At 65.0% G+C, this 24,802-nt stretch carries 23 protein-coding genes; 16 read left to right on the top strand and 7 right to left on the bottom strand.

The genetic code is table 11. The annotated features are described in order from the left end of the window. The first annotated feature begins 150 nt into the window (after positions 1–150). From FXB40_RS38675 to FXB40_RS38660, 4 genes are read left to right on the top strand one after another with little or no spacing between them, the layout of a single operon-like run. Positions 151–996 carry an ABC transporter permease gene (locus FXB40_RS38675; protein WP_148777514.1) on the top strand — a complete coding sequence of 282 codons (846 nt, stop codon included), beginning with the start codon at positions 151–153 and terminating at the stop codon, positions 994–996. Between the two features lie 4 nt (positions 997–1,000). Further along, a complete protein-coding gene (locus FXB40_RS38670) occupies positions 1,001–1,786 on the top strand; it encodes an ABC transporter ATP-binding protein (protein ID WP_148777513.1) in 786 nt (261 codons plus the stop codon). A gap of 53 nt (positions 1,787–1,839) precedes the next feature. Next, the gene (locus tag FXB40_RS38665; RefSeq protein ID WP_148777512.1) at positions 1,840–2,349 is read left to right on the top strand and encodes an OsmC family protein; all 510 of its coding nucleotides are present in this window, start codon (positions 1,840–1,842) and stop codon (positions 2,347–2,349) included. Positions 2,350–2,387: 38 nt separating this feature from the next. Continuing rightward, complete coding sequence (locus tag FXB40_RS38660) at positions 2,388–3,185, top strand: hypothetical protein (RefSeq protein WP_148777511.1); 798 nt, start codon at positions 2,388–2,390, stop codon at positions 3,183–3,185. A 15-nt stretch (positions 3,186–3,200) separates the two neighbouring features. Here FXB40_RS38660 and mutS read toward each other — a convergent pair whose 3' ends face one another. Then, the gene (gene mutS, locus FXB40_RS38655) at positions 3,201–5,939 is read right to left on the bottom strand and encodes a DNA mismatch repair protein MutS (protein WP_148777510.1); all 2,739 of its coding nucleotides are present in this window, start codon (positions 5,937–5,939) and stop codon (positions 3,201–3,203) included. A gap of 216 nt (positions 5,940–6,155) precedes the next feature. Here mutS and pcaF point away from each other — a divergent pair, with 216 nt between their 5' ends. The 5 genes from pcaF to FXB40_RS38630 all read left to right on the top strand — a co-directional run bounded on the left by pcaF (position 6,156) and on the right by FXB40_RS38630 (position 10,899). Then, positions 6,156–7,364: a 3-oxoadipyl-CoA thiolase gene (gene pcaF, locus FXB40_RS38650; RefSeq protein WP_148777509.1), complete on the top strand. Its 1,209-nt coding sequence runs from the start codon at positions 6,156–6,158 to the stop codon at positions 7,362–7,364. A gap of 51 nt (positions 7,365–7,415) precedes the next feature. Further along, the gene (locus FXB40_RS38645) at positions 7,416–8,309 is read left to right on the top strand and encodes a dioxygenase family protein (protein ID WP_148777508.1); all 894 of its coding nucleotides are present in this window, start codon (positions 7,416–7,418) and stop codon (positions 8,307–8,309) included. A gap of 129 nt (positions 8,310–8,438) precedes the next feature. Next, the gene (pcaH, locus tag FXB40_RS38640) at positions 8,439–9,140 is read left to right on the top strand and encodes a protocatechuate 3,4-dioxygenase subunit beta (protein WP_148777507.1); all 702 of its coding nucleotides are present in this window, start codon (positions 8,439–8,441) and stop codon (positions 9,138–9,140) included. A 1-nt stretch (position 9,141) separates the two neighbouring features. Further along, positions 9,142–9,744, top strand: a complete 603-nt coding sequence (gene pcaG / locus FXB40_RS38635; RefSeq protein WP_148777506.1) for a protocatechuate 3,4-dioxygenase subunit alpha — start codon at positions 9,142–9,144, stop codon at positions 9,742–9,744. 93 nt (positions 9,745–9,837) lie between these two features. Next, positions 9,838–10,899, top strand: a complete 1,062-nt coding sequence (locus tag FXB40_RS38630; protein ID WP_148777505.1) for a phosphotransferase — start codon at positions 9,838–9,840, stop codon at positions 10,897–10,899. Positions 10,900–11,088: 189 nt separating this feature from the next. Here the strand turns inward: FXB40_RS38630 and FXB40_RS38625 are convergent, their stop codons facing one another. From FXB40_RS38625 to FXB40_RS38615, 3 genes are read right to left on the bottom strand one after another with little or no spacing between them, the layout of a single operon-like run. Further along, on the bottom strand, positions 11,089–12,645 hold the full coding sequence (locus tag FXB40_RS38625) for an MDR family MFS transporter (RefSeq protein WP_148777504.1): 1,557 nt from the start codon (positions 12,643–12,645) through the stop codon (positions 11,089–11,091). A 4-nt stretch (positions 12,646–12,649) separates the two neighbouring features. Continuing rightward, complete coding sequence (locus FXB40_RS38620; RefSeq protein WP_148777503.1) at positions 12,650–13,813, bottom strand: HlyD family secretion protein; 1,164 nt, start codon at positions 13,811–13,813, stop codon at positions 12,650–12,652. Continuing rightward, on the bottom strand, positions 13,806–14,288 hold the full coding sequence (locus FXB40_RS38615) for a MarR family winged helix-turn-helix transcriptional regulator (RefSeq protein WP_148777502.1): 483 nt from the start codon (positions 14,286–14,288) through the stop codon (positions 13,806–13,808). Before FXB40_RS38615 ends, FXB40_RS38620 begins: the two co-directional genes overlap by 8 nt. A gap of 156 nt (positions 14,289–14,444) precedes the next feature. Here FXB40_RS38615 and FXB40_RS38610 point away from each other — a divergent pair, with 156 nt between their 5' ends. The 5 genes from FXB40_RS38610 to FXB40_RS38590 all read left to right on the top strand — a co-directional run bounded on the left by FXB40_RS38610 (position 14,445) and on the right by FXB40_RS38590 (position 19,071). Next, entirely contained in the window at positions 14,445–14,939 is a 495-nt protein-coding gene (locus tag FXB40_RS38610; protein WP_148777501.1) for a Fur family transcriptional regulator, read from the top strand. Positions 14,940–14,974: 35 nt separating this feature from the next. Continuing rightward, the gene (locus FXB40_RS38605; RefSeq protein WP_148777606.1) at positions 14,975–15,928 is read left to right on the top strand and encodes a DMT family transporter; all 954 of its coding nucleotides are present in this window, start codon (positions 14,975–14,977) and stop codon (positions 15,926–15,928) included. A 12-nt stretch (positions 15,929–15,940) separates the two neighbouring features. Continuing rightward, the gene (gene ispG / locus FXB40_RS38600; protein WP_148777500.1) at positions 15,941–17,218 is read left to right on the top strand and encodes a flavodoxin-dependent (E)-4-hydroxy-3-methylbut-2-enyl-diphosphate synthase; all 1,278 of its coding nucleotides are present in this window, start codon (positions 15,941–15,943) and stop codon (positions 17,216–17,218) included. A 147-nt stretch (positions 17,219–17,365) separates the two neighbouring features. Beyond that, the gene (locus FXB40_RS38595; RefSeq protein WP_148777499.1) at positions 17,366–18,262 is read left to right on the top strand and encodes a TauD/TfdA dioxygenase family protein; all 897 of its coding nucleotides are present in this window, start codon (positions 17,366–17,368) and stop codon (positions 18,260–18,262) included. A gap of 2 nt (positions 18,263–18,264) precedes the next feature. Then, positions 18,265–19,071, top strand: a complete 807-nt coding sequence (locus tag FXB40_RS38590) for an N-acetylmuramoyl-L-alanine amidase (protein WP_148777498.1) — start codon at positions 18,265–18,267, stop codon at positions 19,069–19,071. A 107-nt stretch (positions 19,072–19,178) separates the two neighbouring features. Here FXB40_RS38590 and FXB40_RS38585 read toward each other — a convergent pair whose 3' ends face one another. From FXB40_RS38585 to FXB40_RS38575, 3 genes are all read right to left on the bottom strand, one after another. Continuing rightward, positions 19,179–20,789 carry a Na+/H+ antiporter gene (locus FXB40_RS38585; RefSeq protein WP_148777497.1) on the bottom strand — a complete coding sequence of 537 codons (1,611 nt, stop codon included), beginning with the start codon at positions 20,787–20,789 and terminating at the stop codon, positions 19,179–19,181. A 46-nt stretch (positions 20,790–20,835) separates the two neighbouring features. Continuing rightward, positions 20,836–21,693, bottom strand: a complete 858-nt coding sequence (gene bla / locus FXB40_RS38580; protein ID WP_148777496.1) for a class A beta-lactamase — start codon at positions 21,691–21,693, stop codon at positions 20,836–20,838. Between the two features lie 180 nt (positions 21,694–21,873). After that, positions 21,874–22,248 (bottom strand): nuclear transport factor 2 family protein, encoded by a 375-nt coding sequence (locus tag FXB40_RS38575; protein WP_148777495.1) that lies wholly within the window; start codon positions 22,246–22,248, stop codon positions 21,874–21,876. A gap of 95 nt (positions 22,249–22,343) precedes the next feature. Between FXB40_RS38575 and FXB40_RS38570 the strand changes: the two genes are divergently transcribed. Together FXB40_RS38570 and FXB40_RS38565 are read left to right on the top strand one after the other, a co-directional pair. Beyond that, the gene (locus FXB40_RS38570; protein ID WP_148777494.1) at positions 22,344–22,772 is read left to right on the top strand and encodes a GFA family protein; all 429 of its coding nucleotides are present in this window, start codon (positions 22,344–22,346) and stop codon (positions 22,770–22,772) included. Between the two features lie 181 nt (positions 22,773–22,953). Then, the gene (locus FXB40_RS38565; RefSeq protein ID WP_148777493.1) at positions 22,954–24,768 is read left to right on the top strand and encodes a caspase family protein; all 1,815 of its coding nucleotides are present in this window, start codon (positions 22,954–22,956) and stop codon (positions 24,766–24,768) included. Positions 24,769–24,802 lie beyond the last annotated feature (34 nt).

Genomic DNA, 24,802 nt, shown 5'->3' with positions numbered 1-24,802 from the left:
GGTTGGATCCGTAGCGCGGATGGAGCGCAGCGAAATCCGGGATTCTTTTCGCGCGGCACGGCCCCGGATTGCGCTTCGCTCCATCCGGGCTACGCAGGTGGATAGAGGCGCGCCCTTGCATTCCCTCACAAGACGCGCTTCCTACCGGCCATGATTTCCGACGCGCCAGTCTTACAGCAGTCCTCGGAACCGGCCGAGACCGCCGCCGCGCCCTCGCGGCTGTCGCGTTATGCGCGGCCGATGCTGGGGCTGCTGCTGCCGTTGATCCTCGCGCTTGGCTGGGAGCTCGTGGTCTGGCTCGGCTGGTCCAATGGAAGGCTGGTGCCGCCGCCCTCGCGGGTCTTTGCCACCATCGCCGATCTCGCCCGCTCCGGCGAGCTGGTCCGCCACATCGTTGCGACGCTGTGGCGTGTCGGTCTCGGCTTCGCCTTCGGCGTCATCGCGGGCACGCTGCTCGGCGCCATCTCCGGCTATTGGTCGCTGGCACGGCGGCTGCTCGATCCGACCGTGCAGGCGCTGCGTGCGATTCCGTCGCTGGCCTGGGTACCGCTGTTTATCCTCTGGCTCGGTATTTTCGAGACCTCCAAGATCGTGCTGATCGCGGTCGGCGTGTTCTTCCCGGTCTATCTCGGCGTGATGGGCGCGATCCTCATCGTCGACCGCAAGATCGTCGAGGTCGGTCGCACCTTCCGCCTCTCTGGCTTCGCGATGATCCGCCGTATCCTGCTGCCCGCGGTGCTGCCGGCCTATGTCGTCTCCTTGCGCGTTGGTCTGGGTCTCGGCTGGATGTTCGTGGTGGCGGCCGAGTTGATCGGCGCCTCCGAAGGCCTCGGCTATCTCCTGCTCGACGGCCAGCAGCTCGGCAAGCCCGCGCAGATCCTCGCCGCGATCGTGATCTTCGCCATTCTCGGCAAGTTGACCGACTGGCTGATCGAGGTCGCGGCCGCTCCGTTCCTGCGCTGGCAGGACGCCTTCGGGCGCGTGAGGGGAGCGTAACGCGATGCTGGCGCTCGACCGGGTCAGCAAGACCTATCCGAATGGTGTGCACGCGTTGGCGCGCTTCTCGGCCGAGATCAGGCAGGGCGAGATCGTCGCCATCATCGGCGGCTCCGGTTGCGGCAAATCAACATTGCTCCGCGCCATCGCCGGCCTCGATCGCGCCAGCTCCGGCACGGTGACGCTCGACAGCGAGGCGATCGCCTCGCCACACGCCAAGATCGGCATCATCTTCCAGGAGCCGCGGCTGCTGCCCTGGCTCAGCGTCGCCGACAATATCGGCTTTGGACTTGCCGACCTGCCTGCGACGGAGCGGCGCGAGAAGGTGGCGCGTGCGCTGGCCCGCGTCGGCCTTGCCGACATGGCGCAAGCCTGGCCGCGCGAGCTCTCGGGCGGGCAGGCCCAGCGTGTCGCGATCGCGCGGGCGCTGGTGCCGCAACCCGAGGTGCTCTTGCTCGACGAGCCGTTCTCCGCGCTCGATGCCTTCACCCGCCGCGACCTCCAGGATCATCTGCTCGACCTCTGGGCCGACACGCGGCCGACGCTCATCCTCGTCACACATGACGTTGACGAGGCCGTGGTGCTGGCCGATCGCGTGCTGGTGATGCGGCCGCGGCCGGGCCGGCTGTTCGACCAGATCGAGATCAATCTGGGCCGTCCGCGCGACCGTAACTCGCCGCTGTTCGAGAATTTCAAGCGAAATGTGCTGACGTCACTCGACCGTTCGCTCGATCGCAGCGTGCCTGACCGTGACGCAACCCAGGGTCCCGGTCAGGCCATGTGGTGGTGACATTTTCTCTCCGAGCCGGTACATCGAGGGTCAATTTTCCGGGAGAGAATAAGATGGACGCCGCAGAACTGCGCCAGATGCAGGCCCCGATCAAGGAACGCTACAAGACCGATCCCAAGACCGCGATGATCACGCTGAAGGCCAAGGGCTCGACCGACGGCGAAGGCATCGCCTGCAAGGTCGAGACCGGCCGCGCCATCGCGCTTGCTGGCCTGCATCCCGCCACCGGCGGCTCCGGCCTCGAGCTCTGCTCCGGCGACATGTTGCTGGAAGCGCTTGTGGCCTGCGCCGGAGTCACGCTGAAGTCGGTCGCGACCGCGATCGAGGTGCCGCTCAAGACCGGTAACGTCTACGCCGAGGGCGATCTCGATTTTCGCGGCACGCTCGGCGTCGACAAGGAGACCCCGGTCGGCTTCGCCGAGATCCGCCTGCGCTTCGAGGTCGATACCGATGCGCCGCAAGACAAGCTCGATCTCCTGCTCAAACTCGCCGAGCGCTATTGCGTGGTCTATCAGACCATCAAAAACGGCCCGAAGGTTTCGGTGTCGATGCAGCGGATGTAGCTGCCACCCTCCCTTTGAGGGAGGGCAAGAAGAAGAAAATGCCTGCCGAACTGTCTTACATCCTCTTCCTTCTGCTGCGCATGGCGGTTGCGGCCGCGTTCGTGGTGTCGGCGTCTGTTATCACCGAGCGCTCCGGCCCGGTGATCGGTGCGCTGGTGGCGACGCTGCCGATCTCGGCCGGTCCCTCCTACGTCTTCCTCGCGATCGACCATGACGCTGCCTTCATCGCGCAGGGTGCGCTGTCGAGCCTCCCGGTCAATGCCGCGACGATCTTCATGGGTCTCACCTATGTCGTGCTGGCGCAGCGGCACAGTGTGGTGGTGAGTTGCGGATGCGCGTTCGCGGTCTGGATCGCGATCGCCTCGGTCATCCGCATGTTCGACTGGACGCTCATCGCCGGGCTCGCCGTGAATTTCATCGCGTTCGGCATCTGCATTCCGCTGCTCGCGGGCTATCGCCATGTGAAGATGCCGCTGGTGATGCGCCGCTGGTACGACATCCCGATGCGGGCCGCGCTGGTCGCGACCCTCGTCGCCGTCGTCGTCTCGACGTCGGGCTGGGTCGGCCCGAAGATCAGCGGCATCGTTGCGCTGTATCCAGTCGTGTTCTCCAGCATGATGGTGATCCTGCATCCCCGCATCGGCGGTCCGCCGACCGCCGCGGTGCTGGCCAATTCGGCCTGGGGCCTGCTCGGATTCGGAATGGCGATCGCGGTGGTGCATAGTGCGGTGGTGCAGTTCGGTTCCGCGATCGGCCTCAGCATGGGCCTCGCCACCTGCATCGTGTGGAATCTGACGCTGTGGTGGAACGGGCGAAGGAAGCGGCTGGCGCATTAGCCTCCGGAAGCACTGTCACTGCTTCGGCAGCTTGGCCTTCAGCGCATAGAGCGCATCTAGCGCCTCGCGCGGGGACATCTCGTCGGGGTGTAGCGCCTTTACCGTGTCTATCAACAGCTCGGCCTCGGTCGGCGGTGCGGCTTCCGCGGCGGCGCGTGAGGGCACCGCGAACAGCGGAAGGTCGTCGGCGAGCGCGCGGGCGGTCTGGCCGCGGTCTTGCGCCTCGAGCTTTGCCAGCACGGATTTCGCGCGATTGATCACGGCCGGCGGCAGGCCGGCGAGCTTGGCGACCTGGATGCCGTAGGAGCGATCGGCCGAGCCCGGCAGTACCTCGTGCAGGAACACGACATTGCCCTGCCACTCCTTGACCCGCACGGTCGCGTTGAACATGCGCGGCAGCTTTGCCGAGAGCGCGGTCAGCTCGTGATAATGCGTCGCGAACAGCGTGCGGCAGCGGTTGCTTTCGTGCAGATGCTCGATCGCGGCCCATGCAATGGAGAGGCCGTCGAAGGTCGCGGTGCCGCGGCCGATCTCGTCGAGGATCACCAGCGCGCGCTCGCCGGCCTGGTTGAGGATCGCAGCCGTCTCGACCATCTCCACCATGAAGGTGGAGCGGCCGCGCGCGAGATCGTCGGCGGCGCCGACGCGCGAGAACAGGCGGTCGATGATGCCGATCCGCGCGCGCGTGGCCGGCACGAAGCTGCCGATCTGCGCCAGCAGCGCAATCAGCGCGTTCTGGCGCAGGAAGGTCGATTTACCCGCCATGTTCGGACCGGTCAGCAGCCAGAGCTGGCCGGATTTTTGTGCAGGGCTAGGCGACAGATCGCAGGCATTGGCGATGAATGGCTCACCATTGCGCTTCAAAGCCTGCTCGACCACGGGATGGCGGCCGGCTTCGATGGCGAAGCCGAGGGAACCATCGACCTCGGGCCGCACGTAGTTTTCATCGACCGCGAGCTTGGCCAGCGACGTCGCAACGTCGAGCAGCGCAAAGCCTTGCGCTGCGGCGCGCAGATCGTCACTGATCTCGAGCGCCTTGGTGCAGAGCCGCTCGAAGATTTCGAGCTCGAGCCCGAGCGCGCGGTCGCCGGCATTGGCGATCTTGGCTTCAATCTCGCCAAGCTCTGAGGTGGTGAAGCGCACCTGGCCCGCCAGCGTCTGGCGATGGATGAAGGTCGCGTTCAGCGGCGCCGACATCAGCTTGTCGCCGTGCTGGGCTGTAACCTCGACGAAATAGCCGAGCACGTTGTTGTGCCGGATCTTGAGGCCCTTCACGCCCGTGTTGTCGGCGTAGCGCGCCTGCATCGAGGCCACCACCAGGCGTGAGGCATCGCGCAGGTTTCGCGCTTCATCAAGGGCCGGCTCGTAGCCGGCACGAACGAAGCCGCCATCGCGCTTGATCAGCGGCAGCTGCTCGTCGAGCGCACGCGCAAATTCGGCCGCGAGCTCGCGCGAGGGACGCTTGAGTGCCGCCATGACGGCCGCGATCTCCTGCGGCGGCTGGTCGAGCTCGCCGAGCCGCGCCAGCACCTGGTCGGCGGCGATGATGCCGTCGCGCACGCCCGCAAGGTCGCGCGGTCCGCCGCGGCCGACCGAGAGACGGGCGAGCGCGCGCGACATGTCGGGCGCGCCGCGCAAGATGCTGCGGATGTCCTCGCGCGTGGCCGAATCCGCGACGAAGGCGCTGACGGCATCGAGCCGCCGCGCGATCGCCGGCGCATCGGTCAAGGGTGCCGCGAGCCGTTGCGCCAGCAGGCGCGAGCCCGCTGACGTCACCGTACAATCGATGGCATCGAGCAGCGAGCCGCGGCGTTCGCCGGCGAGCGTCCGCGTCAGTTCGAGATTGGCGCGCGTGGCCGGGTCGATCGCCATGGTCGCGCCCGAGGCTTCGCGTGCGGGCGGCGACAGCGGCGGATGCTTGCCGACCTGGGTGCGGTCGACATAGGTGACGGCGGCGGCAGCAGCCGTGGCCTCCAGCCGCGAGAGCTGGGCCAGCCCGTCCATGGTCGCGACCGCGAAGTAATCGCACAGCCGCTTCTCGGCCGTGGCGCCATCGAAGACGTCGCGGGTCACCGGCGTGACCGCCGGCAGCTCGCGTAAGGTTTGTCCGAGCTCGTTGTCGCTATAAAGCGCGTCGGTGACGATGGCTTCGTTCGGGTTGATGCGCGCCAGCGTCGCGGCGAGCTCACCGCTAGAGCATTCCGTCACCGTGAATTCGGCGGTCGAGATGTCGATCCAGGCGAGACCAAAGCGGTCGCCGCCAGCGGACGAACGCGCTCGCGCAATCGCCAGCAAATAATTGTTGGCGCGGGCGTCGAGCAGCGTGTCTTCGGTCAGCGTGCCCGGCGTGACCAGCCGGACAACACCGCGGCGCACGACGCTCTTGTTGCCACGCGCTTTCGCAGCGGCGGGATCCTCGGTCTGCTCGCACACGGCGACGCGGTGGCCGGCGCTGATCAGGCGATGCAGATAATCCTCGGAGCGCTCGACCGGCACGCCGCACATCGGGATGTCGTTGCCCTGATGCTTGCCGCGCTTGGTCAGCACGATGCCGAGCGTCTTCGAGGCGATCTCGGCGTCCTCGAAGAACAGCTCGTAGAAATCGCCCATCCGGTAGAACAGCAACAGGCCCTGATGCGCCGCCTTGATCTCCAGGTACTGTTCCATCATCGGCGTGACGCGCGCGGCGGCGTCCGCCTGCGGCGCGGGGGTGGGTTCAGGCTCTGGCGCTTGGATGGGCTGTTGCATGGTCATGGGCGGCGCAACCTACAAAATTTCGCCTCCTGCTCCTATCGCTTTGGCCGGGGAGGGGAGGTTTTCCACGTTGTCCGCACCGCGGCATGCGCTGGCGGCGTGGATACCCCTCGGAACACGCAAGAAACCGTCAATTGACCTGCCGCGGGCGCCCTCCTAAAACTCCGCCGACATTGAAGAATTTTCGCCGAACCGCGGCAGTCAGGGAGAACAACGATGCGTGACGTCTTTATCTGCGATGCCGTGCGGACCCCGATCGGCCGTTTCGGCGGCTCGCTTGCCAAGGTGCGCGCCGACGACCTCGCCGCGGCCCCGATCAAGGCGCTGATGGCCAAGCACCCCAATCTCGACTGGGCGCAGGTTGACGAAGTCTTCTTCGGTTGCGCCAACCAGGCCGGCGAGGACAACCGCAACGTCGCGCGCATGGCGCTGCTGCTCGCGGGGCTGCCGGACTCGGTTCCCGGCCAGACCCTGAACCGGCTTTGCGCCTCCGGCCTCGATGCGGTCGGTGCTGCGGGGCGCGCCATTCGCTCCGGCGAGATCGAGCTTGCGATCGCCGGCGGCGTGGAATCCATGACCCGCGCGCCGTTCGTGATGGGCAAGGCGCAGGAGGCCTTCTCGCGCTCGGCCGAGATCTTCGACACCACGATCGGCTGGCGCTTCATCAATCCGCTGCTCAAGGCGCAGTATGGCGTCGATGCGATGCCGGAGACCGGCGAGAACGTTGCCGAGGAATTCCAGGTCTCGCGCGCCGACCAGGATGCCTTCGCCATCCGCTCGCAGCAGCGCGCGGGTGCGGCGATCGCAGCCGGCTATTTCGCGGAAGAAATCACCCCGATCACCATTCCCGGCGGCAAGGCCGGTCCTGTTACCATCGACAAGGACGAGCATCCGCGTCCCGAGACCACGCTGGAAGGCCTGGCCAAGCTGAAGCCGATCGTGCGCAATCCCGGCACGGTGACGGCCGGCAATGCGTCGGGCGTCAATGACGGCGCGGCCGCGATGATCCTGGCCTCTGAGGCTGCGGTGAAAAAGCATGGCCTCACGCCGCGCGCCCGCATCCTTGGCCTCGCCTCGGCCGGCGTGCCGCCGCGCATCATGGGCATCGGTCCCGTGCCCGCGACCCGCAAGCTGATGGAACGTCTCGGCAAGAAGATCAGTGATTTCGACCTGATCGAGCTCAATGAAGCCTTTGCCTCGCAGGGCATCGCCTGCATGCGCCAGCTCGGCGTTGCCGACGATGCCGATTTCGTCAATCCGCATGGCGGCGCCATCGCGCTTGGCCATCCCCTCGGCATGAGCGGCGCGCGCCTCGCGCTCACCGCCGTGCACGGCATGGAAAAGCGCGGCGGCAAGCTTGCGCTGGCCACCATGTGCGTCGGCGTCGGCCAGGGTGTTGCCGTTGCGATCGAGAAGCTGAACTAGGCTCTCGCCCTCTCCCCCGCTTGCGGGGAGAGGGCTCTCAGGGACCATCCCATGATCATCGAGCGCGAGCAGGACGTCACGGCCGCCGCACTTGCGGTGATGGAGCGGACGTCCGATCCGCGGATGCGGCAGATCATGGTCTCGCTGGTCAAGCATTTGCACGGCTTTGTCCGTGACGTGCGCCTGACCGAGAAGGAATTCCGCGACGCCACCGCTGTGATCGTCGAACTCGGCAAGCTGACCACCGACACGCACAACGAAGTCGTGCTGATGGCTGGCTCGCTCGGCGTCTCGCCGCTGGTTTGCCTGCTCAACAACGGCGATCAGGGCAACACCGAAACCGATCAGTCGCTGCTCGGTCCGTTCTGGCGGCTGAATTCGCCCCGGGTGGAGAATGGCGGATCGATCGTCCGCTCGCAGACGCCGGGCGCGTCGCTGTTCGTCAACGGCCACGTCGTCGACAAGGACGGCCGCCCCGTCGCGGGTGCGGAGGTCGATGTCTGGCACGCCTCGCCGGTTGGTCTGTATGAGAACCAGGACCCCGAGCAGGCCGACATGAACCTGCGCGGCAAGTTCACGACCGATCAGGACGGGCGCTTCGCCTTCCGCTCGGTGATGATGGTGGGCTATCCGATTCCGACCAACGGCGTCGTCGGCCGCCTGCTCGAAGCGCAGAGCCGGCACCCCTATCGTCCCGCGCATCTGCACGCCCTGATCTTCAAGCCCGGCTTCAAGGTGCTGATCTCGCAGGTCTACGATCCCAACGATCCCCATATCGACAGCGACGTGCAGTTCGGCGTGACACAAGCGCTGATCGGCAAATTCGTGCGCCACGAGACGCCGCATTCGACCGCGCGTGACGTTTCGACACCATGGTATTCGCTCGACCACACCTACCGGCTTGAGGCCGGGGAGGCCGTGCTGCCGCGTGCGCCGATCAAGTAAGGCTTGGTGACGGATGATGTCGGGTTCGCGGGAGGCCGCTAAACCCGCTTCCCTAGATTAGTTATATTCTATAATGATTGGCGCAAATGTTGACCGGCTGGACCAAAATGGCCGGGGAGGAGTTCGCCAATGACATTCATCTATCCCACTGACAGCAACAAGGCGCATCCGCTGCCGCTGTCGCCCGAATACAAGAGCTCGATCAAGCGCGCGCCGAGCAAGCCCTTGATCCCGATGCGCCACACGCTGTCGGAACTGACCGGCCCGGTCTATGGCCACGAGACCGTGCGCGACGGCGACAACGACCTCACCACCCAGCACAAGGGCGAGCCGCTCGGCGAGCGCATCATCGTGCACGGCCATGTCCGTGACGAGGACGGCCGCGGCGTGCCGAACTCGCTGGTCGAGATCTGGCAGGCCAATGCCTGCGGCCGCTACGTCCATGTCCGCGATCAGCATCCCGCGCCGCTCGACCCCAACTTTACCGGCGCGGGCCGCACCCAGAGCGATGCTTCCGGCTACTATCGCTTCGTCACTATCAAGCCCGGCGCCTATCCCTGGGGCAATCACCACAATGCATGGCGGCCGGCTCACATCCATCTCTCGGTGTTCGGCCATTCCTTCGTCACCCGCCTGGTGACGCAGATGTATTTCCCGGGCGATCCGCTGTTCCCGTTCGATCCGATCTTCAACTCGGTGCCGGACGAGAAGGCGCGGATGCGAATGGTGTCGTCGTTCGATCTGGAGAATACCAAGCCGGAATGGGCGCTGTGCTATCGCTTCGACATCGTGCTGCGTGGCAAGGATGCCACCCCCATGGAGAACCACTAACGTGCAAGACTCTGTGAAGCCCAACGGGATTACCCCATCGCAGACCGTCGGTCCGTTCTTCAAATACGGCCTGACGCCGACCGGCGATTACGCCTGGAACGACGCGTTCACCAACTCGACGCTGACCCCTGACGTTACAGGCGATCGCGTCCGCATCGAGGGCCGGGTGTTCGATGGCGACGGTGCCGTCGTGCCGGACGCCATGCTGGAGATCTGGCAGGCCGATGCACAGGGCCGCTTTGCTGACCCGCAGGACAAGCGCGCATTGCCGAATGCCAGCTTCCGCGGTTTTGCCCGCTGCGGCACCGACAAGGACGGCAATTATTCCTTCGACACCGTCAAGCCGGGCGTCGTGCCCGATCCCGACGGCAAGCCGCAGGCACCGCACATCGTTCTGGCGGTGTTCGCGCGCGGCATGTTGCGGCATCTCTATACCCGCATCTATTTCAGCGACGAGGCCGGCAACGCCGCCGATCCCGTGCTGGGATTGGTGCCGGCCGACCGCCGCGCCACGCTGATCGCGGTGCGCGAGGCCGGCAAGGCGGTCTATAAGCTCGACCTGCGCCTGCAGGGCGACAACGAGACGGTATTCTTCGACGTGTGACGTCTCGCCGCCTTCCTGTGAAGGCCGCTGTCGCGCGCTGGCGCTTCCCCGTGTGATCATGCAGTATGGCTGCAGCACCGGGGGGCGCGATTCATGACATCCTCACAACTGCGGGCGGTCGCTGAACCCGGTTACCTCACGGCTGCGCTGCGCAAGGCCGGCGCACTGGACGCCGGCGCTGTGCGCGAAGTGAAGGTGCTGGATGAGCGCGACACCGTCGTATCGCATATCACCCGGCTCGGCCTGCGTTATGTCGGGGAGTCCGCCGGCTCTCCGCAGACGCTGATCCTCAAGACGTCGCATGCCGATTTTGCCAAAACGCTCGCCAATGGCGGCCGGCACGAGGTGGCATTTTATACGAAGCTCGCACCGAAAATGCCTCGGGGACTGGTGCTGCGCTGTTTCGACGGGCGTTTCGATGAGGAGGGTTCGAACTGGCACCTCCTGCTCGAAGACCTCACCGATAGTCATGAACTCGCGACCGTACCGACGCTGCCGCCGTCGCGAGATCAGTCGATGGCAATCGTCACGACGCTGGCGGGCATGCATGCGGCGTGGTGGGATCATCCTGATCTCGGCGAGACCGCCGGCACCTGGGCGAGCCCCGAGGACAGCGCGCAACACTTGGAGGTCTTCGCCGGTCATTATGACCGCTTTGCCGATGAGCTCGGCGACCGCCTCAGTGAGGAGCGACGTATCCTCTACCGCCGTCTCATCGAGCAGTCGTCGCGGCTATCCCAGCGCTATCATTCGCGTCGCCACGTCACGATTACTCACGGCGATGCGCACACCTGGAATTTCCTATTGCCGCGTGCCGGCGTCGCGAACTCCGTGCGCATCTTCGATTTCGACCTGTGGGGCATCAATGTGCCCACCCACGATCTCGCCTATATGATGGCGATCCAATGGTATCCGGAGCGCCGGCAGGCGCTCGAGCGGGCGTTGCTCAACCGCTACCACGAGACGCTGCTCGCACACGGTGTGGCCGGCTACACGCGCGGCGCGCTCGACCAGGATTATCGCTGGTCGGTGCTCTGGCACATCACCAAGCCGGTCTGGCAATGGAGCATCAACATCCCGCCGGGAATCTGGTGGAACAATCTGGAGCGGGTGATGATGGCGGTCGAGGATCTCGGGTGCGAGGAGTTGTTGTAGGGGACGCTGGAGCGCGACAGCGGTTCAACTTTCTCGGTGTCGTCCCCGCGAACGCGCGGACCCATAACCACAGGGAGAAGTCGTGGCTCGAAGCTGGTAACTCCAAGTCTTCGTCAAATCACTCCCTGTGGTTATGGGTCCCGGATCTGCTTGTCCGGGACGACAGGGGAGATTGCCGCTCGACTGCAGCTACTCCATCACCGCATGTTCCGGTGCCGCGGTCTGCTTGCGCAGCATGGCCTTGCTCGAGCCGATCATGAATGCCAGCGGGATGGTGCAGAGGATGAAGAACATCACGAGCTGGTAGTCACGCGCAAAGGCGATGATTTGCGCCTGGAGGCCGACGATCCTGTCGGCCATGGCGCGGCCGGCATCGGTGGAGAGGTTGATCATGCCGCTCACGTCGGGCATCTGGAGTGCGTGGTTGAACGGGTTGATGTGCTCGGACAGGACCGCGTAGGTCTTGCGCGTGCCCTGGGTCAACTGGGCGATGACGATGGAGATGCCGACCGAGCTCGCGACGTTGCGCAGCAGCGTCAGCATCGAGGTGCCGTCGGTGCGTAAGTGGTTCGGCAGCGTCATGAAAGCGACCGTCGAGAGCGGCACGAAGACGAGGCCGAAGCCAAAACCCTGGATCACGCTGACGATGATGATCTCCGGCACCTGGGTCTGGTCGGTCCATCCGGTCATCTGGAACAGCGACGCCGCCGTCAGCGTCAGCCCGGAGATGATCAGCGTGCGCGCCTCGATGTAGCGCATGATGCGGCCGACCATCATCATGGCGAAGAAGGTGCCGAAGCCGCGGCTCGCAAGCAGGCCACCGGCGGTCATGATGGGATAGCCGATGACGTTCTGCAGGTAGGGCGAGGCCAGCGCCATGGTGGAGTACAGCACGAGCCCCATCACCGTCATGAAGATGCAGCCGGTGAGGAAGTTGCGATCCCGGAACAACGCGAACTGGATGAAGGGACGTGAGGTCGTGAAGGAGTGCGCGAAGAAGTAATAGAAGGCGATTCCCGAGACCACGAACTCGGTCACGATCTCGACCGATTCGAACCAGTCGAGCTGCTCGCCGCGGTCGAGCGCAAGCTGTAGCGCGCCAATGCCGATCGCCAGCGCCGCGAAGCCGAACCAGTCGAATTTGAGGCTGGTATCCTGCTTGGTCTCGTCCATGAAGATGCTGAGTCCAAGCACGGTGATCGCGCCGAACGGCAGATTGACGAAGAACACCCAGTGCCAGGAATAGGTCTCGGTCAGCCAGGCGCCGAGCGAGGGGCCCATGATCGGGCCCATCATCACGCCCATGCCCCAGATCGACATCGCCTTGGCGCGTTCCTGCAGCGTGTAATAGTCGAGCATCACCGACTGCGACAGCGGCACCAGCGCTGCTCCGAACACGCCTTGCAGCAGGCGGAACAGCACCATCTGGTTGATGTCCTGTGCGAGGCCGCACAGCACGGAGGCGAAGGTGAAGCCGGCGGCGCAGATGATGAAGATGCGCTTGCGGCCGAAGCGGTTGGAGATCCAGCCGACCGGCGCCGTCATGATGGCGGCGGCGACGATGTAGGAGGTCAAGACCCAGTTGATCTGGTCCTGCGACGCCGACAGCGTGCCCTGCATGTAGGGCAGCGCGACGTTGGCGATGGTGGTGTCCAGCGCCTGCATGATGGTCGCGGTCATGGCGCAGATCGTCACCATGTTCCGGCGCAGGCCGGGGACCATCAAAGCGGGGTTGGACTCCGCCATCGGATCAGTCCTTGTCCTGGTTCGCCGTCGCCGACAATCCGAGCAGTCCGGCAAGCGAGCGCTGGTGGCCGGTGTCGATGGTGGCATAGACGCTCATGCCGGCCTTCAGCTTCTTCACGTATTTGTCGCTCTCGTCGAAATAGATCCGGATCGGCACGCGCTGCACCACCTTGACGAAGTTACCGGTGGCGTTCTGCGGCGGCAGGATCGCGAATTGTGCGCCGGTGCCGGGCGACAGCGAGCCGATCTTGCCCTTGAAGAGGTGGTTCGGGAACGCATCGACCTCGAGCGTGACGGCTTGTCCCTCGGTGACGTGGGTGAGGTCGCTCTCCTTCGGATTGGCGTCGACCCAGGGATGGGCGACGTCGATGATGGAGAACACCGCCATGCCGGCGGAGACGTAGCGGCCAAGCTGGATCTGCTCGACCTGCGTCGCCACGCCGCCCATCGGCGCGCGCACCACGGCGTGGTCGAGATTGCGCTCGGCGTTTTCGAGCTTGGACTTGGCCTGCGCGTAAGGCGGGAATTTCTCCAGGGGCAGGTCGGTGTCGCCGAGCAGCTGGGTCTTGGCGGTCGAGATCTGCTGCTTGACGTATTGCGCGATCGAGCCCGACGTAACCAGCGCGTTCGAGGCGTTGTCGAGATCGAGCTGCGAGCCGTAGCTGTTCTTCACCAGCGACTGCTTGCGCTCGACGTCGCGCTGCTTCAGGTCGACGCCCTTCTGGGCGAGGTCGAGCATGTCGCCGTAGATCTTGATGTTGGCGCGGAGGTTGTCATAGGTCGACTGCGCCTGCATCAGCTGCGCCTTGGCCTCGTCCACGGCGAGGCGGAACGGCACGGGGTCGATCTCGAACAGCTCGTCGCCCTGCTTGACCAGCTGGCCCTCCTTGACGACGACCTTCTGGATCTTGCCGGAGATGTCCGGCGTCACCAGCACCTTCTGCGCGCCGACATAGGCGTCATCGGTGCCGACATAGCGGCCGCCATTGAGATAGAAGGTGAAGCCGGCGATCGCGATAACGATCGGCAGAACGACCATCAGCAAAAAGCGGCGATAGCGCCGCAGGCCCGCGACCAGGCGGCGGCGCGGGTTGGTGCCGGCCTTCTTGGTGGGCTTGCCGCTGTCGATCTTCTGTTCGGGCTGGAACTTGAGAACCTGATCAGCCATAGCGCTGCTCCTTACGCGCTTGTTCCGCTCCGGACGTCTGGATCGCGTTACGCACGTTTTCTTTCATAGATTCGAGTTGGGTGAGGAGACGGTGGGCGTCCGCCGGGCTGATGCCGTCGAGCGCGTTCGCCGTGAGTTCCGATTTCAGGCCGCTCATCTTGCCGAGCAGCGCACGGCCGGCCCTCTTCAGATAAAGCCGCTTGACGCGGCGGTCCGAGGCGTCGTTGCGGCGCTCGATCCAGTCGCTGTCGCAGAGCTTGTCGATCAGCCGCGTCAGCGTGATCGGCTGCATCTCCAGCAGTTCGGCGAGTTCCGACTGTTTCATGCCCTCGCTGCGCTCGACCTTGGCCAGCACCGCCCATTGTGCGCGGGTGATGCCGAAGCGCGAGGCCTCCTTGTCGGCATAGACGCGCAACAGTCGGTACAGCTCACCGAGCGTGAACAGGAAGTTCTGGTCGACAGACCCGCGGGTCATGAGCTTGGTCTCCAATAAGCTATGATATAATAAGCAAGCTTATGATTATTTCATGGCGGGTTAATGCGATGCTGTCCCGCAGCAAAAGCATGGCTGACCGCCGCGGCGCCGGTCGTGCTTTGGGTTCCCCGGCCGAAATGCTAGAAGGCGGGCCGAATGACCCTCGCAAAGCCGGCATTTCCGACGCCCGACCACGATCACGGCCGCTGCACCGCGGACGCGCTGGCGCATGCGGAAGCGGTTTGCGCGCAGCGGACGCAGAAATTTACGCCGATCCGCCGCCAGGTGCTGGGCACATTGCTTTCCAGCCACCGGCCGCTGGGCGCTTACGAGGTGATCGACGAATTGGCAAAATCGATGGCGCGACCGGCGCCGATCACGGTCTACCGTGCTCTCGATTTTTTGATGGCGAACGGCCTCGTGCACCGCATCGAAAGCCGCAACGCCTATCTCGCCTGCGCCGCCCACGACCATGACGCGACCTCGGCGGTCGCGTTCCTGATCTGCGAGCGCTGCGGTCTTGTCGGCGAGATCCCGTCGGGGTCCTTTGCCAAGGAGCTCAACGCCGCGGCGCGCGCGTCAGGCTTCGCGCCAAAACTGTCCGTGGTTGAGATCACGGGTGTCTGCACCCATTGTCAAAAGACGTCTTGAAGCAACAACGGCGCAAAGCCGGATCCCGGGAAGAAATGTCCTCACCTCAAGCCATCCAATCTGCCGGCCGCCCCCTCAGTGCCGGCGCCATCGCGCTGATGCTCATGCTGTGCCTGACCTGGGCCTTCAACCAGATCGCGATCAAGCTGGTGCTGCCGGATGTCCCGCCGATGCTGCAGGCGATGATCCGTTCGATGGGCGCGTTGCCGGTGCTGTTCATCATCGGCACCGTGCGTGGCGTCAAATTCTTCGAGCGCGACGGCACCTGGAAGCCGGGTCTTATTGCCGGGCTGATGTTCGGCATCGAATTCGTGCTGATCTTCCAGGGCCTGCGCCTGACCTCGGCCTCCCGCGCGGTCGTGTTTCTCTACACCGCGCCGTTCTTCGTCGCGCTCGGCTCCTATCAGGTGCTCGGCGAGCGCCTTGGCAGCACGCAATGGCTGGGGCTGGCGATCAGCTTTGCCGGTGTGGCGCTCGCAATCGGCGTGCCGCAGGCCAATGTCGACTCACACGTCCTTCTCGGCGATCTCATGATCGTCGCCGGCGCTTCACTTTGGGCTGCGACCACGCTGGTCGCCAAGGGGACGCGGCTGCGCTTCGCCGCACCTGAAAAGGCATTGGGCTATCAGGTCGCGACCTCGATCCCGATCCTGGGAGCGGCTGCCCTGCTGTCCGGAGAATCCATCACCCACACCCCGTCGCCGCTGTCGTTCGCCTTGATGGCCTTCCAGGCCATCTGGGTGGTTGGAACCACGTTCACGCTTTGGTTCGCGCTGGTGAAGGCCTATTCGGCCAGCAAATTGTCGGCTTTTACCTTCATCACCCCTTTGTTTGGCGTGGTGGGTAGCTATTTCATCATGCACGATCACCTGAGCCTGGCTTTCGGGGCGGCAGCTGTCCTTGTAATTGCTGGGCTTTTTCTGGTTAACCGTCCCAGCCAAACGGCCGCGGCGCCAGCTGATGCATTGCTGAACGTCACCAAAACCTGATATTTGGACCCCATGAACAAGCTCGAAAACCCCCTCGATTCCGACATCGCAGGCCCGGCGCCGCGTCATCGCACAACCCAGGTCAAGGTCGGCGACGTCGCCGTTGGCGGCGGTGCGCCGATCGTCGTGCAGTCGATGACCAACACCGATACCGCCGACATCGACGGCACCATCGCCCAGGTCGCAGCGCTCGCGCGCGCCGGCTCCGAAATGGTCCGCATCACCGTGGACCGCGAGGAAGCTGCTGCCGCCGTCCCGCATATCCGCGACGGTCTGGCCAAGCGCGGCATCACCACGCCCTTGATCGGCGACTTCCACTATATCGGCCACAAGCTGCTCGCGGCCTATCCGGCCTGCGCCGAGGCGCTGGCCAAATACCGCATCAATCCCGGCAATGTCGGCTTTAAGGACAAGCGCGACACCCAGTTCGCCGACATCATCGAGATCGCGAACAAGAACAACAAGCCGGTGCGCATCGGCGCCAATTGGGGTTCGCTCGACCAGGAGCTGCTGACCAAGCTGATGGACGAGAACGCCGCGTCGGCCGATCCGCGCGACGTGCGCGCGGTGACGCGCGAGGCGATGGTGCAGTCGGCGCTGCTCTCGGCCGCGCGTGCCGAAGAGCTCGGCATGCCCAAGAATCGCATCATCCTTTCCGCAAAGGTCTCGGCGGTGCAGGATCTCATCGCGGTCTATCAGGATCTCGCCAGCCGTTCCGACTACGCCATCCATCTCGGCCTCACCGAAGCCGGCATGGGCACCAAGGGCATCGTCGCGTCCTCGGCCGCGCTCGGCATCCTGTTGCAGCAGGGCATCGGCGACACCATCCGCATCTCGCTGACGCCGGAGCCCGGCGGCGACCGCACCCGTGAGGTGCAGGTCGGCCAGGAGCTCCTGCAGACCATGGGCTTCCGCACCTTCGTGCCGCTGGTTGCCGCGTGCCCCGGCTGCGGCCGCACCACATCGACCACGTTCCAGGAACTGGCCAGCTCGATCCAGGGTTTCATCCGCGACGAGATGCCGAACTGGAAAACGAAGTATCCGGGCGTCGAAGAGCTCAACGTCGCGGTGATGGGCTGCATCGTCAACGGCCCCGGCGAATCCAAGCACGCCAATATCGGCATTTCCCTGCCCGGCACCGGCGAGGCGCCGGCCGCACCGGTCTTCGTCGACGGCAAGAAGTTCCGCACGCTGCGCGGCCCCACGATCTCCGCCGACTTCAAGGCACTCGTGATCGACTACATCGACCAGCGTTACGGCCAGGGCGCCAAGGTGCCGGCGGCCGAGTAGGCATTTCCAAATATCGAATGCGTAGGGCGGGTTAGCGAAGCGTAACCCGCCTTATTTTTTTGCGCGCGCGAAGTGGCGGGTTACGCTTCGCTAACCTGCCCTACATTGCTACGATGCTCTCAATCAACAACGATCGGGAGACACGCCATGAGCTCACTCGCCGGCAAGCAAGGTCCGCGTTACCGCCACACGGCTGAGGATGGCGCGCCTTACGAGACCATCGCGGTCGAAAAGCTCACCCCCATCATCGGCGCGGAAATTTCCGGTGTCGACATCGGCAGGCTCGTCTCGGACGATGCGCGCTCCAACCAGCAGATGGACGAGATCCACCGCGCGCTCGCCGAAAACCTCGTGATCTTTTTCCGCGACCAGACCATCACGCCGCAGCAGCATCTCGCCTTCGGCCGCAAGTTCGGCGAGCTGCATTTTCATCCCGCCGCGCCGCACGAGGACGAAGACCCGGCGCTGATGAAGATCTATGCGGATGCGAACTCGCCGCGCGCCAACGGCGAAGGCTGGCACTCCGACGTCTCCTGCGATCTCGAGCCGCCGATGGGCTCGATCCTCTACATCAAGCAGTGCCCGCCGCGCGGCGGCGACACGCTGTTCGCCAACATGTACGCGGCCTATGAGGCGCTGTCCGATCGCATGAAGGCCTATCTCGACGGCCTGACCGCGCTGCATGACGGCGAGCCGATCTATCGCGGGCTCTACGCCAATTACGGTGTCGCCGATCGCCCCTCCTATCCGAACGCCGAGCACCCGGTGGTGCGCACCCATCCGGTCACGGGCAAGAAGGCGCTCTACGTCAATCGTGGCTTCACCCGTCACATCAACGGCATCCCGCGCGACGAGAGCGATGCGATGCTCGCCTATCTCTATCAGCACGCCGAGAACCCGCTGTTCCAGTGCCGCTTCCGCTGGACCGAGAACGCCATCGCCTTTTGGGACAACCGCTGCGCCCAGCACCGCGCCATATGGGACTACTGGCCGCACACGCGCTCGGGTACGCGCGTGACGGTGAAGGGGGAACGGCCGGTGTGAGAATGTCGTGGCGCATCACCGCCGCTATCGCTGTTTCGCTGATCCCGCTTTTGGTTTTGCCGGCTGACCAGGGCGAGGCGGCTGCTGCGCGGAAGGCGGCGAAGGCACGACCAAAGCCGCCCGCCCCGGAGCCATGCGAGCCGCGCAAATTCAAGATCATCCTCGATGTCGGACACACCTCGGAATCGCAAGGCGCCACCAGCGCGCGCAACGATGTGGAATTTGGCTTCAACCTGCATTTGGCGCGGCTGATCAGAGAGCGCTTGAAGTCGGCGGGCTTTGCCGCGACCCGCGTGCTGGTGACCGACGGCAAGGCGCGGGCAAGCCTGCTCAAGCGTGTCGGAACCGCCAACGCCGCGCATGCCGATTTCTTCCTGTCGATCCACCACGATTCCGTGCCGGACAAGATGCTCGAAGCATGGGAGTTCGAGGGCGCCAAGAGCTATTTCAGCGACCGCTTCAGCGGCCATTCGCTGTTCGTGTCCGAGCGCAATCCGCACTTCGCAGCCAGCCTCGCCTTCGCCCGGTTACTGGGCCGGGAGCTGAAGGAGAAGGGTCTGCAATACGCCACCCAATACAGCCTGCCGCTGATGGGCCGTTACCGGCATCCCCTGCTCGACAAGGATGTCGGCGTCTACCGCTATGACGGGCTCGTGGTGCTCTCGCAAACGAACAGCGCCGCGGTGCTGCTGGAAGCAGGCTCCATCATCAACCGCGACGAGGAGATGGCGATGAATTCGCCGGAGCGGCAGGAGCTGGTTGCGACGGCCGTGGTGATGGCGATGCGGGCGTATTGCGAGAAGCGGTAGGTCGCTCCGATGTTTCAACAGCCGTCATTGCGAGCGCAGCGAAGCAATCCAGAATCTTTCCGGGGAGGCAGTCTGGATTGCTTCGCTGCGCTCGCAATGACGAAGAGTTACAGCGGCGCCCCCTGATACTCCCGGTTCGCCAGGCTCGCCTCTTCCAGATCCAGATCGCGCTCGATCCGGCGTCGTGTCTCGTCCGTGATCTGACCGTCGCGCAGGAGGTCGTGGATGAACTTGCGCTCGGCGCCGATCAGGTCGCGGGTCAATGCGGTGCCGGCGGCGGAAACGTCGTGGTGGCCCGGGTCGAGCGAGTCCGGAAGCTGGTTGGCGCGGATTTCGTGGCGCGCGCGCAGGAGCCGCATTACCTCATCCGACACGTTCTTCTCCTCGGTCAGCGCATCGAGCGATTTCAGCGCGGCGTCGAGCGCCTGGCGACGTGCCGCGATCTCGGCCTCGTGCTCGGCGACATGCTCGTTGCGACCGGCCTCCGCGATGCCGAGCCAGCGAACCACCGGCGGCAGCGTCAGGCCGACGCCGATCAGGGTGATGAAGATGACGCCAAACGCAACGAACAGGATCAGGTCGCGATACGGGAAGGCATCGCTATCGGGCAGCGTGAACGGCAGCGCCAGCGCGGCGGCCAACGACACCGAGCCGCGCACGCCGGTGAATGCGAGCGTGAACACCCATTGCCAGGGCGGCGACGGATCGCGCGCGCGCAACGACTTGCTCAGGATCCGCGGCAGATAGGTCGCGGGAAAGAGCCAGGCAAAGCGCGCGATGACGATGACCACCATCACGATGGCGGTCGCGATCATGATGTCGTCGAGCGGAAACGCCTTCGACTTCTCGTAGAGCGCCCGCATCTGGAAGCCGGTGAGCAGGAACAGCAGGCCCTCGATCAGGTAGATGATGAGGTCCCAGAAGAAGATGCCTTGCAGCCGCGTCGAGGCGGATATCCACAGCGGGCCGTTCCAGCTCACATAGAGGCCGCAGACTACGGTAGCGATCACGCCGGAGCCGCCGACATGCTCGGGCAGCCAGAAGGAGACGTAAGGCGTGATCAGCGACAGCGTGAGCTCGACCTGCGGATCGTGAGCCCATTTGCGGGCGCGCAAAGAGAGCCAGCCGACGCCGATGCCGAAGACGATCTCGCCGGCGACGATGAGGGAAAATTCGCCGGCCGCCTTCGGCAGCGAGAAATGGCCGACCATGATCGCGGCGAGCGCAAAGCGGTAGAGGATCAGCGCGGTGGCGTCATTGGCGAGCCCCTCGCCCTGGAGCACGACCAGGATCCGGCGCGGCAAGTGCAGCCGGCGCGCGATCGCGAGCGGTGCCACCACGTCGGGCGGCGCGACGATGGCCCCCAACAGAAAGCCGATGCTCCAGGGCAGGCCGATCAGATAGTGGGTCGCGGCCGCCACCAGCGCCGCGGTGAAGATCACGGCGCCGACCGCGAGCAGCACGATCGGGCGAAGATTGTTCCTGAACTCGCGCCAGCTCATCGCGACGCTCGCCGAGTAGATCAGCGGCGGCAGCACCATCAGCAGCACCAGTTCCGGCGGCAGTTCCACCGGCGGCATGCCCGGCACGAAAGCGAGGCCGATGCCGGAGAGCATCAGCAGAATGGCGGGCGCCATGTTGAAGCGGCGGGCGACGAGTGCGGTGCCGGCGAGCACGGCGAGCAGGATGAGGAAGGTCTGGAATTTCGCTGCGATCATGGCCTGTCTTGGCCCGGAAGCGGCCAAGAGGTCAATGCGAAGCGGCTTACGCCAGCCGTTCGGCCACCATGCGCCCGATGCGCGCGAACACGGCCTCGATCTGTGTTGGGTTCGGCGTGCCGCCCTGAGTATAGGCCGCGATCAGGATCGGTGCATCCGGTTTGGCCCAGGCGATCGCGATATCGCCCGATGCATCCTTGCCGTTGTTGCCGGTCTTGTCGCCGATCTTCCAGGCTGCCGGCAGGCCGCCGCGCAGCCGGTTCGCGCCGGTCTTGCAGCCCACCATCCAGTCGGTGAGCTGGGCCCGCGAGGCCGGCGACAGCGCTTCGCCCGTGACGAGCCGCTTCAGATTGCCGGCCATCGCCACCGGCGTCGTGGTGTCATGGGGATCGCCGGGCGGCGAGCGGTTCAGCTCGGGCTCATTGTGGTCGAGCCGCGATGTGGTGTCGCCGAGCGACCGCCAGAAGGCGGTGAGCGCGGCGGGTCCGCCGATCCGCGCCAGCAGCAGATTGGCGCAGGTGTTGTCGCTGAGCTCGACGCTCGCCTTGCACATGTCCGCGACCGACATCGCGCCGGCCGACAGGTTCTGCTTCGCGACCGGCGCGTACTCCAGCAGGTCGGTCTTGCCATAGGAGATCATCGCGGCCAGCTTCTCCTCGCCGCGATCGACCCGCGCCAGCACGCAAGCCGCGAGCGAAGCCTTGAAGGTCGAGCACATCACGAAGCGCTCGTCGGCCCGCCAGGCGAGCTTTGCGCCGGTCGCAAGATTCTCCGCGTAGACCCCGATCCGCCCGCCGCTCTCGCGCTCATAGGATTCGAGCTCAGGCGGTGCATCCGCGGCGAGAGCGGGAGAAGCGGCCATCCAGCACAGCGAGGCGAGCAGGGAACGGCGGTCGAGCAGCATGGGGGACTTTCGGGCGGGAGAGGTGGGAAGGATGCGACGTACGCGCTACCCGCGTCCGTCATTGCGAGCGCAGCGAAGCAATCCAGTCTGTCACCGCGGCGGGATTCTGGATTGCTTGGCTGCGCTCGCAATGACGGAGAAATGAGAGACGATTGTGCCTGATTTCAGGCAGCGAAAGCCTCACTCCTTCAGATCATACCGATAGGATTTCGACACGATCTGCCAGCCGTCGGCGAGCTTCATCGCCACCAGATAATCCGTGAAAAAACGCGGAGGCAGCTGGCATCTGACCTTGATGAAGGCGGTCTTGTCGTCCGAGCGGTCGATGGTAACGATGAAATCCTCGCGCGGTTTGCCTTCCGCCTTGGCCGAGGCGCGCTTGCGCACGCGGTCGAGCCAGTCGGGCACGGTCAGCACCTGGAGTTCGCCCTTTTCGACCCAGCGCAGATCGGCTGAGGGGTGGAAAATGGCACCGAGCTTTTCGGCGTCGCCTTCGTAAAGCCCGTCGAAATAGGATTGCACGACGGCTTCGACGCTCGAACGAATTGGGCTCATGGGTCATCCCTTTGAATGATGGCGCGCCGCGAACTTAGTGGTACGCATCGAATTGCGCTATGGGTGTCCTCCGCCATTTGTGCGAGGGCATCGTCATGACCGGATCAGAAAAATCGAACGCTCGCATCCTTGCCGGCGAATGCTATTGCCGCGCCGTCCGCTACGAGGTGGCGGATGCGTTTTCCTATGCGCTGAACTGCCATTGCTCGAACTGCCGCCGCACCACCGGTTCCGCCTTCAAGCCGTTCGCCGGCGTCGAATACAGCCAGCTTCGCCTCGTCAGGGGCGAGGACCAGCGGATGATTTATGGGGACGACACCACCCATGACGCGCACTGCGCCCGCTGCGGCTCGCTGCTCTATTCCCGGGTTCGCGAAGGAAAATGGGTTCATGTCGCCATGGGAACCCTGGTCGATGCCCCCACAATCCGCCCCAGCGCCCATATTTTCGTCGGCTCCAAAGCGCCGTGGCACGAGATCGAGGACGATCTGCCGCAGTACCGGGGGCACATCGGGGATGCCTAGGGCAAACCAGCTCGAGCGCATTGGGCGGCGAACCGCCAACGCACTGGCGCGACTAACAAAAGGGGTGCCTCGGCGTGTCGCCGGCGCTGTCTTGGTGACCTCCATCACAAGCGCAGGCTGCGGATCTTGCTAAGGCTATCCCTGAGGGTGTGAACTGCCGCGAATTTTTGGAAGTCGTGTCATGCGCAATTTGTTCAGGCTTTGCCCGTTTCTCCTCGCCGTCGCGCTGTTGTTCGGCGCCGGGCCCGCCTTCGCTGGAAAGCGCGTCGCGCTGGTGCTCGCCAACTCGGCCTATCAGCACGCGCCGCAGCTCACCAATCCCGTCAACGACGGTTCGGTGATGGCGAAGACGCTGAAGGACGCCGGCTTCGATGTGGTCGATTCCCGCCACGATCTGACCGCGCTCGACACGCGGCGCGTGCTGCGCGACTTCGCTGATTCAACCCGCGATGCCGACATCGCCGTGGTCTACTATGCCGGCCATGGCATCGAGGTCGAAGGTTCCAACTACCTGATCCCGGTGGATGCCAAGCTCGAGCGCGACACCGATGTCTATGACGAGGCGCTCTCGCTCGATCGCGTTCTGGTCGCAGTCGAGCCGGCGAAGCAGCTGCGCCTGGTGATCCTCGATGCCTGTCGTGACAATCCGTTCGGCAGGACCATGAAGCGCACGCTTGCCTCGCGCGGCATCGGGCGTGGTCTGGCCCAGGTCGAGCCGACCAGCTCCAATACGCTGATCGCCTATTCGGCCAAGGCCGGCTTCACGGCGCAGGATGGCGACGGCGCCAACAGCCCGTTCACGATCGCGCTGTCGAAGCACCTGACCACGCCGGGCCTCGACGTTCGCCGCGCCTTCGGTTTCGTGCGCGACGACGTGCTCAAGTCGACCGGCAACAAGCAGGAGCCGTTCGTCTACGGTTCGCTCGGCGGCGAAGACGTGCCGCTGGTGCCGGTGAAGGCGACGCCCGTGATCGCAGCGGCGCCCGCGCCCGTGGTGAATCCGCAGGCCGACATGCGCCGCGACTATGAACTCGCGCTCCAGGTCGGCAACAAGCCGGCATGGGAAGCCTTCCTGGCGCAGCATCCGGACGGCTTCTATGCGAACCTTGCCAAGCTTCAGCTCGACAAGATCCAAGCCGAGCAGGCTCATGCGGCGGCGATCGAGAAGGCGAAGCAGGCCGACGCCGAACGCGACCGTCTCGCCGCCCTCGGCGCCCAGAAGGACGCCCAGGCCAAGGCTGCTGCCGACGCGAAGGCAGCCGAGCAGGCCCAGCTTGCCGCGCAGAAGGCCAAGGAGCAGGCGCAGCAGCAGGCTGCCGCCGCCGAGCAGCAGCGCGTCAATCTCGCCGCGACAGCACCGAGCGCCGCGCCGGCCAGCACGGCGAGCCCGGCCGGCACCAATGTCGCTTCGCTGACGCCAACAGTCACGCCGGCCGATCTCAACCGCTCGGTGCAGACCGAGCTCGGCCGCGTCGGCTGTTTCTCCGGTCAGGCTGACGGCAACTGGAGCACGTCCGCGCAGCGGTCGCTGTCGCAGTTCAACCGCTATGCCGGCACCAAGCTCGACGTGAAGGTCGCAAGCACGGATGCGCTCGACACGGTCAAGTCAAAGCAGTCGCGCGTCTGCCCGCTGGTCTGCGATCACGGCTTCAAGGCTGACGGCGACAAATGCACCAAGATCGTCTGCGGCGACGGCTATGCGCTGAACGACGACAATGAATGCGAGAAGCAGCGTGCTGCCAAGCCGACCAAGCCTGCAACCGCCAGGCGCGACGACGGCGATGACCGTCCCGCGCGGCAGCGTCGTCAGTCCGGTGGCGCGGCCGCTGGAGCGGCGGCCGGTATCGCTGCGGCCGGCGCGGGTCGCGCCTCAGGCGGCGGGGGGCAGATTTTTTGCAATGACCTGCTCTGCCGTCCGGTCAGGCCTGGCTGCCACCTCGTCTATCGCGGTGGCGGCGGCCCTCACGTTGATGCCAATGCCGAGGTCTGCAATTAAGGGGACTGCTTCCCCTGACATTGTTCCGGCGAAG

The organism is Bradyrhizobium rifense, from assembly GCF_008123425.1.
In the GTDB taxonomy this organism is placed as follows: domain Bacteria; phylum Pseudomonadota; class Alphaproteobacteria; order Rhizobiales; family Xanthobacteraceae; genus Bradyrhizobium; species Bradyrhizobium rifense.
The sequence above is the reverse complement of the archived record's forward strand: the minus strand, read 5'-3'. Positions and strand labels throughout refer to the sequence as shown.